A 12,471-nucleotide genomic window follows, 5' to 3' on the forward strand; every position below is an offset into this window, starting at 1 on the left:
TTGTTCCTCCAAGGTGCCTTTTCATTTTAATGCTCCGCTCAGCATTCCCTTGATAAAATATTTCTGCAGGAATACGAACAGGATCAGGATAGGCATCAGGCCTATAATGGAACTGGATGTCAGAAGCCCCCAGTCCGTACCATACTGGCCAATTGCCAGATTGGTAAGTCCCACATTGAACGTCTTGATCGAATTGCTGTTGGCAAATACCAGGGCGATCAAATAGTCATTCCATGTGGTATACGCCGCATAAACGGCTATGGTTGCCACCGATGACCAAGTCAGCGGCAGGCATATTGTGGAAAATACGGAAAACGCTCCCGCACCATCCAGTTTTGCAGATTCCAGAAGGCTGTCAGGTACCATGTCAAAAGCATTTTTCATCATGTAAATACAAAACGGTGACTGGAAAGTTGCGTAGATCAGCACCATACTGGGAACCGTATTTAAAAGATGCAGTTTTGACATAATAGAATACAGAGGATTCAGCAGTGCCTGAAACGGAATCATGATCGCCGCCAAAATACATGCCATAAACAAGGCTTTTCCCTTTAACTGCAGCTTTGAAAAACCATATCCGGCCAGTACACTGACAATAACTACCAATAAAATAGTAATGGCTGTAATGACAAAGGAATTCATCAGATACCCTCTGTACAGACCGTCATCCAGTGTAAAAATCTTGATATAATTAGCCAAAGTCGGGTGTTTGGGAATCAATGTGGGGGGCGTTCCGTAAATTTCCGTCTTATCCTTCAGGGACGTCACGATCGTCCAGTACAGCGGCAGGAAAAAGATGACTGCCAGAGCTGTATTCATCCAGGTTTTTTTCGTCACTCTCTTCATACTTTCTCCTCTATTTCGTCGGGTCCTGCAGGACCTTATTCTCAAAATAACTCAAAATACCAAGCACAAGCAGCAGGATCATAGTCATGGCTGACCCATACCCCATCTTAAAATACTTAAATGACGTGTTGTATATATAGTGCACAATAGTCGTTGTATCCTGGGCAGGACCGCCTTTGGTCATAATAAGGAACTGTTCAAATGCCAGCACAGAACCAATGACAGACAAGATCAGCGCCAGCGCTGCGTGGGGTTTGATGATAGGCAGTGTGATCCTGAAAAACTGTTTTACTTTGTTAGCGCCGTCCACACTTGCGGCCTCGTAAATCTGTTCATCCACAGACTGAAACGCTGCCAAAATGATCAGCATGGAGAATCCTGCCATCTTCCAGGTGACCATAAAAATCACGGCGGGAAGAGATGTTTTTGCCGAATTCATCCACAGTACAGGGTCCTGTACGATTCCAAGTGTCTGAAGAAGGTAATTCAGGACACCGTACAGATCATTGTAAATCCAGAGCCATACCATACTGCAGCAGGTCATAGAGATGACCACAGGGGCGAAATAAAGTGAGCGAAATAAATTCACGCCCTTAAATGCTCCGTTGATCATTAGTGCCAGGATAAATGCCAGAATAAACAGGCACGGGGTCACAAAGACCGCATATTTCATGGTAAACAGCAGAGAATTCCAAAACTGGGAATCCTGAAACAGCTTTATATAATTATCCAGAAAGACAAAGGTCTTCTCCCCCAGCACCGGCCAGTCATAAAATGACATGAGCAGGGACTGGAGAAATGGAAATACAAAAAACATCAGATTTAATATCAAGGCCGGAAGTATGAATAGGTAAGATACCAGCGATATTTTCTTTTTATGTCCTCTCTTCATCAGTTTCTCCTTATGATGGAAGGGCCGCCTGCCCCTGCAGGCAGTCCCCTCTTTTACACTGTCACTGCATAATTTTGTTAATGGCCTCCGCAGCATCCTTAAATGCCTGTTCCGGTGTCTTCTCCCCATTCAGACAAGTCTGCATAGCCTCTAAAATAGGCACATACATCTCATCGTATTTCAGGGATACCGGGGTATGCCCAACCTCCAGCGCCTCTTTCAGCACCTGGTATTCCGGAGTGTTGTTAAAGTATTCATTGTCAAAGAAATCACTTCTTGCCGGAAGCAGACCTCCTTTTGCCAGTTCATCCACCTGCACTTCTTTTGACAGACTAAACTGAATAAATTCCCAGGCTGCGTCCACATCTTTGCACTGAGAGGTGACACCAATGGAATCCCCTCCGGAGAATGATGCGTATTCCGTGCCGTCCGGTCCTTTTGGAAGAAGGCATGCACCCCAGTTCATATCACCGTGTTCTCCGCTGATAAAGGAGTAAATGGCTGCACTTCCCAGCACCACCTGGCTGGCTTTACCGGTCAGGAAAGCATCCTGAGCTTCATTCCAAGAATATGTGGTGACACTGGGCGGTGTGACTTTATAGGTATTTGTCAAGTCATTGAACATAGAGAGGGCCGCAACTGCATTTTCGGAATCCAGCTCACATGTCTTTCCGTCCTCTGAAAGCACTTCCCCGCCGTTGTTCCATACATAAGGCATGAAGGTAAACATGTGTCCTCCCGCATCGCCGCCGGCATAAACATAACCGTAACGGTCAGCCGTAGTCAGCTTCTGGGAATAATCGATCAGTTCCTCCCAGGTCTTTGGCGGCGTTTCCGGATCCAGCCCGGCTTCCTGGTATTGGTCTTTATTATACAAAAGCACGGAAACATCCGGTGCAAATGGCACTGCATAAGTCTTACCTTCAAGCTGACCTGACTTTATCATACCTTCACTGAATGCATCCTTGTAATCCAGAGCCTCATATTTATCAGAAATATCGGCAAAGGCCCCTATGGAAGCAAAGTAGGGAACCTTGGTGCAGTCCAGAGAGACAATATCGGGTGCCTCACCGGAGGACAGCGCTAGTGAAAGCTGATCTGCCATCTGGGATGCAGGCTGCTCCACGACCTTCACCTCCACATTTTCATTCTGTTCATTATATTTTTTTGCTGCGCTCTTCACAGCGGCCACAGTGGAATCACGGGTCCATACAACAATCTCTGTCTTTCCGGATGCTGCCTCCCCGCCTTTTTTCTCTCCCGGATCACTGTCACCGCCGCAGCCTGCCAGTACAGAAACTGCCATAAGTGATGTCATGGAAAGAGCTGCCCATTTCTTCATTTTTCTTGTTTTCATAATTTTCCTCCTTTGACTCAGGCCCCTTACGCCTGTGCCATTATGCACTTTGATATGTTTCAAGTGGTATCGGACCGATATCTTGGGTATATTATACAAAAGCATTCTCTCTAAGTAAATTCATATTCTTTACCCAAAATAGTAAAATATTAACAGCATGAAGTTGTAATAATTTAACATATAAACAGCAGTTTTTTTCTTTTTTTGTTGATTTATCGTAACTTTTCCATTATACTCATATTAAAATATAAACATATCAAACAGGAGGCCGTCATGGAATATGTGAACTTTTCTACTCCCCCCTACCCGCACTTCATCATTGCCGGTTCTGCGCTCTACCGTCCCGGTGACGCACATGGGAGACGCAGCAATATTGGAATCTTTGACTTGATCTTTATTGAATACGGAGAACTCTACATCACAGACGGAGATACCGCTTACCATCTCAGAGAAAATGAACTTCTTATTTTGAAGCCGGATTCCACCCATTACGGCCACAAAAAAGTGGCGGAAAAGACAAAGTTTGACTGGATCCATTTCAGAAGTGTGGGGGATTATCAGTATTCCGGAGAATTTCATCTGGCAAAAGAAGAACGGAAGTCCCTGAATACATATACAGACCGGAAAAGCACCCTTACCCTTCCCCTCTATAAAAAAATGGGGCCTCTGGAAAGCAGTGAGTTCACATCTATATTTTCAAAGCTAATATCAGCGAACATAGACAAATATCAGCAGAAAGAGACCCAGGACCAGGCGCTTTTGTCTCCCCTGGAATGCCAGGAACTTTTTTTCCGGCTCCTGAGTTTTGTACAGGTGTTCCAGCCGCAGCGCAATTCCTCGGAACTGCTGGCAGCCAATATTATGGAATACATACTGCAGAACTTTCACACCCAGCTCACCCTGGAAAGCATTGCCGATTATTTTAATTTCCACCCGGTCCATATCATACGATGCCTGAAAAGGGAATACGGGATCACCCCAAACAAGGCTGTCATACAGGTAAGGATTGACAATGCAAAAAAGATGCTCATCACTTCTAATCTGAGCATCAATAAAATTTCCGACTTTGTGGGATTCTCCTCCCCCTCTTATTTTAATAAGGTTTTCCGGGAATACACAGGCATGACACCAAAAGAATACAGAGTGCAAAAAAGGCCCGGAATATAGACCGGACCTTTCTTTTTACACTTTGATCATTCCATACCGGCCTGCAAATGCGCAGACCTTTCTGAACTGTTGCTTACATCTATCTCTTTCTTTAACTCCCGTTCCAGAAGCAGTAAAAATATAAGTGCCGCGGCACCGCACAGCGCGCCTATGGCAAATACCACATTGATATCCATTCCCGCCCCCTGCACTAAATTCGTGACAACAGGAGCGCTTAAGGTTGCCACGATTATGCCGAACATGACATACCCATAATTTTCCCCGGAATGCTTTATTCCAAAAATAGAGCTTGCCAGGGAAGGAAAGCTTCCCATGATTCCGCCGTAGCAGGCATACATCAGCACCACACACACAGTAGTCACAGGCGCCGGTGCTGTTATCAGAAGGATCATAGCAAGGACGATGACAGCCAGCACTCCTTTCAGACAGATGGTGCGCCCTACTTTATCTGCAGCGGTGGGCAGCAGAAGCCTGGCTGCCGCATTACAGACAGACCCTGCCATGACAGATGTCACGGCTATCCCAGACGCAATACCTCTGTCCATCTGTACCGTCTGGGACAGCGGGGAAAGGATCAGATAAGGGATCAGCCCAAAGAGCATGACTGCCAAAAGATAATAAAATTTCTTTGTCCGCAACATTTCCCCCGATGTATATTGACAGTTCTCATACAGCAAGGAGGAGTTTTTTTCTTTGGTACTCCTGTCTGTTTTCCCTGAGACAGCCTCTCCATTCACAGGGTTCCTTACAAAAACACATGCCAGGATCCAGGCCAGAGTGAGCATGGACCCCACTGCCAGAAGCGTGAATTGGATTCCCCGCTCTGCCAGCAGCACTCTGCTCAGAGGTGCCAGAAAAAATCCGCACAGGCCGTTTGCCGTCACAATGATCCCCGACGCAAAACCGGTCCTGCCTGGAAACCACTTCTGGGCAGTGGATATGATCGTTGTATAGATCATCCCCTGTCCAAATCCCTGCATGATCCCATAGGTCAGATACAGCATAACCGGTGACTGGCGCATGGAAAAGGCCGACAGCAGAATTCCTGCCGCGAATATGGCTCCCCCTGCTGTCACCACCATTTTAGGGTTAGATCTGTCCTGAATCCTTCCCCCAATGATATTTCCCGGCACAAACGCCAGAAAACTCAGATAAAATCCCATACTTGCCTGGCTCTGGCTCCAACCGGTAAGCTCCATGGCATAAGGCTGATATATGGACCAGATATGCGGATACCCTGTAAAAAATATGACAAAAGCTCCAAATATCAGGATCTGATATTTAGTCTTTGCGCTGTATTTATTTTCTCTCATACTATCTCCCTCACAGTAACTGTTCAGCACCCTCACAAACCTTTAAGTTTCATTTATGTAAACCACTATTCCCCTTGTCTCCCTTTTAAAATACCGGACAACAGTTTACACTGTTATCCGGCAATCTATGTTTTATAAAAGGACTGCTGCCTTACTAGTACATCGTAAATTAAATAACTGCACTATCACTGAGAATAATTTTTCGAGAGTGCAGGTGCAAAAACGTAGGCGTAGCGGGCTACGCTGAGGCTTTTGCACCTGTGTTATCGGAAAATTTGGCCAGTGAATCGGGTAGTTATTTAATGAACGATGTACTAGGCCTGGTACGGTGTGTTGAATACCAGAATATGACGTTTTACATTCTCATATGTTCCCTGCACCATTGCCTCATTCAGATCAAAGTAATTGTGTTTGTCCCCAGAGGCAATGTACTCTTCCACTTTCTTGGTCAGACAGTTGAAGCTTGCTGTGGCAATGTTCACCTTCTTGATCCCGAGAGAGATGGCCTTCTGGAAGTCAGAATCTGTGATACCGCTGCCGCCGTGAAGCACCAGAGGGATATCTACTTTATTGTGGATCTGCTCCAGTACGTCAAAGGCCAGTTTGGGAGCTACCGGGTAATTTCCGTGTGCGTTTCCGATCGCCACGGCAAGGGCGTCAATACCTGTCTTCTCTGCAAATACTTTTGCATCATCCGGGTCCGTGCAGCGGATTCCGTGGTCGCAGCTTCCGTCTTCACTTCCCCCAACAAGCCCCAGCTCTGCTTCTACCGTCGCGCCGTATTTTGCTGCCAATTCCACTACTTTTTTGGTATTTGCGATATTTTCTTCAAAAGGAAGTGTGGAGGCATCCAGCATAACAGATGTGAATCCCAGTTCTAAAGCCCTCTGTACAGTTTCAAAGGTAAGACCGTGATCCAGATGCACTGCCACATCCACCTTGGCTGATTTTGCCGCCTGCACCATCATAGGCCCCATCAGGTCAAGCGGGGAATGTTTCAGACGTACTTCTGCAATCTGTAAAATGATGGGAGTGTTAAGCTCCTCTGCTGCGCGGACAGCCCCTTTTACCATCTCCATATTGCCCACACTGAACGCGCCGCATCCTCTGTTATTCTTTGCCGCATTTTCCAATAATGTTTTCATTCTTACCAGTGCCATAATGATTCTTCTCCTTTATCTCATTCTTTATTATTTTTATTTTGCAAAGCTTTTTGTTCCCACAGCTACAGCCTCTGATTTTTCCCTTTTCATCTCTCTTTCCAAAAGAAGCAGGAACAGGAAGGAAATCGCTGCACAGATGGCTCCGATCGCGAACACCACATTGATGTCGTAGCCCTGTCCGAGAACTGTGTTTGTGATCGCAGGTGCTCCTAAAGTGGCAACCGCGATACCCAGCATAACATAGCCGTAATTCTCACCGGAATGTGCCATGCCGAAAATGTTGCTGGTCAGTGACGGGAAGCTTCCCATAATACCACCGTAACAAGCATATACCAGGACCACACAGACGGTTGTAACTGCTGCCGGTGCAACCACTAAAAGGATCATAGCTGCCGCTGCAACTATCAGTACCACCTTCAGACAGATGATCCTGCCCACTTTATCAGCAGCCGTCGGGAGCGCCAGACGAGTTCCCGCGTTGAACACTGAACCTGCCATAACTGCTGCCACTGCCACTGTGGATGCAATCCCTCTGTCCATCTGGACAGTCTGGGAAAGAGGTGACAGGATCAGATATGGGATCAGACCAAACAGCATGGTTGCCAGAAGGAAATAGAACTTTCTGGTCTTGATCATTTCCATGGAGGAATACTGTTTTCCCTCTTCTCTGTGTGCCGCGTTCTTCCCTGTCTCACCCATATTCTCCGGATTCTTAATAAAAATGCTTGCAAATATCCAGGAGATACCTATCATTACACCGATCACAAGAAAAGTAGCTTTGATCCCCTGGCTGGAAAGCAGTGCCCTTGAAACTGGTGCCATGAAAAATCCGAATAGTCCATTGGCCGTAACAATAACTCCTGATGCAAATCCAGTCCTTCCCGGAAACCATTTCTGCGCGGTGGATATGATGGTCGTATAAATCATACCCTGTCCAAATCCCTGCAAAATGCCGTATGTAAAATACATCATCATAGGTGACGGACGAAGTGCCAACGCACACAGAAGCACACTTACTGTAAAAATTCCGCCGCCGCAGATCACTGCGATCCTTGGGCTGTATTTATCCTGGATACGCCCCCCAAAAATATTACCCAGTACAAATGTGACAAAATACAGGTAGAAACACATAGATGCCTGACTCTGGCTCCATCCCGTCAAATCCATGGCATATGGCTGATAAATGGACCAGATGTGTGGATACCCTGTAAAAAACACTGCAAAGGCGCCAAATATCAGTATCAGGTATTTTGTTTTTGAATTTGCTTTTCCTTTCATCATAGCTTCCCTTCCTCATCTGATTAACTCTTTGTTATATCTTGGTAATCTCTTTGCATTTAAAGTATCATCTTTTGGGAATTTAGTCAATAGTTTTTGATTAACTTTTATATTTTTTTGTTTTAAACCTTCACAACTTACCCAGAATGTACTATAATTATACCAAACCTCTGAGAAAGGAAACTTTTTATGCGTACAAAACGGATCGATTTAATAGAAACTTTTATTGAGCAGGAGAAGTCTGTATCCCTGGACACTCTGTGCGAAAAATTCAATGTATCCAAGAATACAATCCGAAGGGATATTGAGGATTTGGTGAAAAAGGGCACAGTGCAAAAGGTATACGGCGGTGTGGTCAGCACGCAGCAGGCATCCGATACACGGCTGCTGCCTTATGAACAGCGCCACACAGTGCTCAGCTTGGAAAAGGAGGCCATATCAAAAAAAGCAGCCTCCTTTGTGGAAAATGGGGATGTGATCTATATTGATACGGGAACTACTTGTCTCAATATGGTGGATCATCTCTCTCATTTAGACTGCACCATCATCACAAACAGCCTGCAGATTTATATCCGCGCGGTTCCTTATCCCAATCTCCAGGTCATCTCCCTGCCGGGAATCCTCAACAGGGATACCCTTTCTTTTGTAGGCAGCGAGATTCCGGGATATCTGCGTACCTTCAATATAACCAAGGCCTTCATGGCTTCCACAGGCGTGACCATTGAAAACGGCCTGACAAATGCCTCCGCCGAGGAATACGCAGTCAAAAAGGCGGTGATCCAGAACAGCCGGACACGCTATCTGCTTTCCGACCACACCAAATTCGGCAAGTTTGCGCTTATGACATACTGCCGTCTGAATGAGGTTCAGCATATTGTCACGGACCGGCTGCTCACTGAGGAATATGATGACTATTGCAGGGAATACGGCATTTCTGTTCATTTGGCATAAGTTTTGATCCATTTTATACAAACAGCCGAAGGCACAGGCTCCATCCGGAACCGGTACCTTCGGCTGTTTTCAATATTTTCAATTATCTGCAATAGAAAGTGCTGTGCAGCATTACTATTCACAGCCACTGTGCAGCATGAATTGCGGGATTCCTTTCAGGATATATCCGGCAGTCTTTCTATTGTCATATACCATAGAGGTAACAAATTTTATAAGCCGGTCTTCTCAGCAATGAATTTTCTTGCCTTGACAGCATACTCAAGAGGGTTGGCCTTTGCAGGGTCCTGCTCTGCCTCTACCAGCATGTATCCTTCATATCCTGCGTCTTCCAGCACTTTGAAGATCGGCTCAAAGTCGATGCAGCCGTCTCCCGGTACCGTAAACGCTCCAAGACGTACACCTTCCAGGAAGCTCAGATTCTCTTTCTTTACTTTTTCCACCACGTCCGGACGGATATCTTTTAAGTGCACGTGTTTGATCCTATTTACATATTTCTTCACCATCTCCAGAGGATCTGCTCCGCAGTAGGTAAAATGTCCGGTATCAAATAACAGGCTCACATATTCCGGGTCTGTATTTTCCATCATGCGCTCTACTTCATCTGGGTTCTGTACTACAGTTCCCATGTGGTGATGGAAGGTCAGGCTGATCCCGTACTCTTCCTTTGCAATCTTACCCAGCTTATTCATCCCTGTACAGAAGGTCTCCCACTCTTCATCGTTCATCACATATTTGTGACCAAAGATAGGGGTGTCCTGCATTCCCTGCACACTGTGGCTCTGCTCAGATGCACCGATGATCTTTGCTCCCATTGCCTTTAAGAAAGCAAGCTGTGCCCGGAACTCTTTCTCCACCTCCTCAAAGGGTTTGGTGATCAGAAAAGATGAAAACCACTGATTACAGATCTCAATACCGCGAAGCTCCAGAGCTTTTTTCAGCACTTCCGGGTCTTTTGGATATTTATTTCCCACCTCAGAACCGGTAAAGCCTGCCAGAGCCATCTCACTGACACACTGCTCAAAGGTATTCTCTTTTCCCAGGTCGGGAAGATCATCATTTGTCCATGCGATTGGTGCAATTCCTAATTTTACTTTTTCTTTATTAAACATTATCTGTTCTCCTGTCTGTCAGTTTCAAAGCAGATGCTTACAATATACCTGCTCTTAATTACATAATTTCAGAAATCTTAACCGGTCTGTGCTCCTCACAGGATTTCTTTGCAGCCAGGCCCATAAGAACCGGTTTCAGACCATCCATAACGTTCAGAGGAGTCTCTTTGTCGTTTACGATCGCATCGATGAATGCTCCGATTTCTTTTCCGTATGCATCCATATATCTCTCCAGGAAGAAGAACATTGGTTTTTCGCCTGTCACGCCGTCCGCATTGCTGATAACTGCGGAAGACTGGCTGTCATTGCTGACTGCAACCATTCCCTCAGAACCAAATACTTCTGCTCTCTGGTCATATCCGTAAACAGCTTTTCTGCAGTTGTCGATAACAGCGATCGCGCCGTTTTCCATCTGTAAGGTGATAACTGCAGTATCCACATCCCCTGCTTCTCCGATAGCCGGATCAACCAGGTTAGCGCCCTGTACATAAACCTCTGTGGCATCACAGCCAGCCAGGAACCGCACCATATCGAAATCATGGATCGTCATATCCAGGAACATACCGCCGGAAACCTTTACATAGTCAATGCTTGGCGGTTCCGGGTCACGGGAAGTGATTTTGATGATTTCCGGTTTCCCCACTTTGCCTGCTGCGACAGCCTGCTGAACTGCCTCAAAATTATGGTCAAATCTTCTGTTGAATCCCACCTGATATTTCAGGTTGGTTCCTTCCAGCGCCTCGATGACTTCTTTGATCTTATCTACATCATGGTCAATTGGTTTTTCACAGAAAACATGCTTTCCTGCTTTGATAGCCTCCAGAGAGATTGGAGAATGTGTATCTGTGGAAGAACAGATCAACACTGCATCAATTTCCGGATCATTGATGATTTCCTTGTAATCCTTTGTTGTGTTCTCCACACCCATGCTCTTAGCCCATGTTGCTGTCTCATCATTTAAGAACGGATCTGCAACTGTTTTGATCACTGCATCCTTTACTCTTGTGCTGATACTTGTAATATGTACTCTTCCGATTCTGCCTGCTCCGATAATACCTACTTTTACCATTTTTTTCTTCTCCTTTATACTTTGAGATTTATTTGTGTGTTCTTTCTGTGTGCCCGAACACGCATTGCTGATAATGTTATAATAGCACTGCGTGCCCGAAAACGCAACCCCGAAAATTGTACAATTTTACCATAACATTTCTATTCATTTTTACCAAAAAAACACCCCTGAAAGACGGCCTTTCCACTCTGCCGCCCTTCCGGGGTGTTCTCAGTCTATATCTTCAGGTATGGTGTACTCATTCCTGATAAAAATTTCTGTATACTGCAGTTCTCCTTTTGGCTCCTCCCCGTTAAAGAGAAGCCTGAAAAGGATCATAACCGGCTCATATCCCTGTATCTGGGCATCCTGTCCAATGAGGAAATGAATCATCCCGGCCCTCATAAGTTCATAATTTTTCCCCATAAAATCATTTGCGATCATCTTGACCGTGCCTGCTCTCCCGTATTTTGAAAGCATTTGGCACACCCCCTCCTCGCCGTGGGAAGTCATATAAATTCCTTTTAAGTCAGGATTTTCCTTCAGAATCTTTTCCGTGGCCTGTCCCGCCAAATGATTATCCTCAAAACAATATTCCGGTCCCACAAGCTCAATATCCGGGTATTTTAGCTTCAGCTCTGAATCAAAGCCTAAGACACGATTACTCAGAGACGGATTGGAACTGTATCCTGAGATAACAGCTACTTTTCCGCAGCCACCCACAAGTTCTCCCATAAGACCGGCCGCTGCCCGTCCGCACTGGAAAGCATTCTGTCCCACAAAGCAAAGGCGCTTGGTATCCTCCATATCTGAGTTAAACGTCACGATCGGGATATGATATTCCTCCACAAAAAGATTAATGTGTTTTTTGATCTCCTCCTCTTCAATGGGAACCATAGCTATGGCACTGACTCCTTCTTTCCGCATATATTCCATGGCATCTATGGTGTCTCTGTTGCTTATATGCGGAATTTTACAGAGGATGACCGTACCGCCCAGGCTGTCCACCTCTTCTTTTGCACGCTCGATGCCCTCCAGAACGCACTGCATAAAAGGTGTCTCCGCAGCCTGGAGGATCACCCCTATCTTGATATTATTTTTGCTCATAGAGAGAGCACGGCCGAGTTGGTTCGGCTTGTACCCCATCTCCTCCGCAATCTGTCTGATGTGCTCAGCTACCTCCGGCTTAATTCTGCCCCGGTTATTAAGCGCCCTGTCCACAGTTCCCCGTGAGACACCGGCCGCCTCCGCTATCTGCCGTATCGTTACTCCCATACTGTCTCCTTTTCGCGCGCCTCCCTGTGTGCGTTCCTGGGCACGCAATGTCTATGCTCATTATATAATCAC

Annotated in this window: 11 protein-coding genes; 2 read left to right on the top strand and 9 right to left on the bottom strand. The window is 45.9% G+C overall.

Annotated elements, in window-relative coordinates; translation table 11 throughout:
- Positions 1-21 precede the first annotated feature (21 nt).
- From BLCOC_RS22985 to BLCOC_RS22995, 3 genes are all read right to left on the bottom strand, one after another.
- Entirely contained in the window at positions 22-846 is an 825-nt protein-coding gene (locus BLCOC_RS22985) for a carbohydrate ABC transporter permease (protein ID WP_115623468.1), read from the bottom strand.
- Positions 847-856: 10 nt separating this feature from the next.
- Positions 857-1,738: a carbohydrate ABC transporter permease gene (locus BLCOC_RS22990; RefSeq protein WP_029467832.1), complete on the bottom strand. Its 882-nt coding sequence runs from the start codon at positions 1,736-1,738 to the stop codon at positions 857-859.
- 61 nt (positions 1,739-1,799) lie between these two features.
- Entirely contained in the window at positions 1,800-3,095 is a 1,296-nt protein-coding gene (locus BLCOC_RS22995) for an ABC transporter substrate-binding protein (protein WP_115623469.1), read from the bottom strand.
- Positions 3,096-3,368: 273 nt separating this feature from the next.
- Between BLCOC_RS22995 and BLCOC_RS23000 the strand changes: the two genes are divergently transcribed.
- Entirely contained in the window at positions 3,369-4,262 is an 894-nt protein-coding gene (locus BLCOC_RS23000) for an AraC family transcriptional regulator (RefSeq protein WP_115623470.1), read from the top strand.
- Positions 4,263-4,288: 26 nt separating this feature from the next.
- On the opposite strand, the gene BLCOC_RS23005 is transcribed toward BLCOC_RS23000, so the two are convergent.
- From BLCOC_RS23005 to BLCOC_RS23015, 3 genes are all read right to left on the bottom strand, one after another.
- Positions 4,289-5,575 carry an MFS transporter gene (locus BLCOC_RS23005; protein WP_115623471.1) on the bottom strand — a complete coding sequence of 429 codons (1,287 nt, stop codon included), beginning with the start codon at positions 5,573-5,575 and terminating at the stop codon, positions 4,289-4,291.
- Between the two features lie 314 nt (positions 5,576-5,889).
- Positions 5,890-6,735 (bottom strand): class II fructose-bisphosphate aldolase, encoded by an 846-nt coding sequence (locus BLCOC_RS23010; RefSeq protein WP_115623472.1) that lies wholly within the window; start codon positions 6,733-6,735, stop codon positions 5,890-5,892.
- A gap of 36 nt (positions 6,736-6,771) precedes the next feature.
- A complete protein-coding gene (locus BLCOC_RS23015; RefSeq protein WP_029467829.1) occupies positions 6,772-8,019 on the bottom strand; it encodes an MFS transporter in 1,248 nt (415 codons plus the stop codon).
- A gap of 186 nt (positions 8,020-8,205) precedes the next feature.
- Here BLCOC_RS23015 and BLCOC_RS23020 point away from each other — a divergent pair, with 186 nt between their 5' ends.
- Positions 8,206-8,967, top strand: a complete 762-nt coding sequence (locus BLCOC_RS23020; protein ID WP_029467828.1) for a DeoR/GlpR family DNA-binding transcription regulator — start codon at positions 8,206-8,208, stop codon at positions 8,965-8,967.
- Positions 8,968-9,176: 209 nt separating this feature from the next.
- On the opposite strand, the gene iolE is transcribed toward BLCOC_RS23020, so the two are convergent.
- From iolE to BLCOC_RS23035, 3 genes are all read right to left on the bottom strand, one after another.
- The gene (iolE, locus tag BLCOC_RS23025) at positions 9,177-10,076 is read right to left on the bottom strand and encodes a myo-inosose-2 dehydratase (RefSeq protein WP_029467827.1); all 900 of its coding nucleotides are present in this window, start codon (positions 10,074-10,076) and stop codon (positions 9,177-9,179) included.
- Between the two features lie 58 nt (positions 10,077-10,134).
- Complete coding sequence (iolG, locus tag BLCOC_RS23030) at positions 10,135-11,145, bottom strand: inositol 2-dehydrogenase (RefSeq protein WP_115623473.1); 1,011 nt, start codon at positions 11,143-11,145, stop codon at positions 10,135-10,137.
- Between the two features lie 210 nt (positions 11,146-11,355).
- Positions 11,356-12,399, bottom strand: coding sequence for a LacI family DNA-binding transcriptional regulator (locus tag BLCOC_RS23035; RefSeq protein WP_029467826.1), 1,044 nt, complete (start codon positions 12,397-12,399; stop codon positions 11,356-11,358).
- Positions 12,400-12,471: the final 72 nt, after the last annotated feature.

It is taken from the genome of Blautia coccoides (assembly GCF_034355335.1).
Lineage (GTDB): Bacteria > Bacillota > Clostridia > Lachnospirales > Lachnospiraceae > Blautia > Blautia producta.

What these genes read in the sequence shown, in the direction of transcription:
- BLCOC_RS23015 (WP_029467829.1), bottom strand. Translation starts at nt 8,019, where the DNA reads ATGATGAAAGGAAAAGCAAATTCAAAAACAAAATACCTGATACTGATA.
- BLCOC_RS22995 (WP_115623469.1), bottom strand. Translation starts at nt 3,095, where the DNA reads ATGAAAACAAGAAAAATGAAGAAATGGGCAGCTCTTTCCATGACATCA.
- BLCOC_RS23035 (WP_029467826.1), bottom strand. Translation starts at nt 12,399, where the DNA reads ATGGGAGTAACGATACGGCAGATAGCGGAGGCGGCCGGTGTCTCACGG.
- BLCOC_RS22990 (WP_029467832.1), bottom strand. Translation starts at nt 1,738, where the DNA reads ATGAAGAGAGGACATAAAAAGAAAATATCGCTGGTATCTTACCTATTC.
- BLCOC_RS22985 (WP_115623468.1), bottom strand. Translation starts at nt 846, where the DNA reads ATGAAGAGAGTGACGAAAAAAACCTGGATGAATACAGCTCTGGCAGTC.
- iolE (WP_029467827.1), bottom strand. Translation starts at nt 10,076, where the DNA reads ATGTTTAATAAAGAAAAAGTAAAATTAGGAATTGCACCAATCGCATGG.
- BLCOC_RS23020 (WP_029467828.1), top strand. Translation starts at nt 8,206, where the DNA reads ATGCGTACAAAACGGATCGATTTAATAGAAACTTTTATTGAGCAGGAG.
- BLCOC_RS23010 (WP_115623472.1), bottom strand. Translation starts at nt 6,735, where the DNA reads ATGGCACTGGTAAGAATGAAAACATTATTGGAAAATGCGGCAAAGAAT.
- BLCOC_RS23000 (WP_115623470.1), top strand. Translation starts at nt 3,369, where the DNA reads ATGGAATATGTGAACTTTTCTACTCCCCCCTACCCGCACTTCATCATT.
- iolG (WP_115623473.1), bottom strand. Translation starts at nt 11,145, where the DNA reads ATGGTAAAAGTAGGTATTATCGGAGCAGGCAGAATCGGAAGAGTACAT.
- BLCOC_RS23005 (WP_115623471.1), bottom strand. Translation starts at nt 5,575, where the DNA reads ATGAGAGAAAATAAATACAGCGCAAAGACTAAATATCAGATCCTGATA.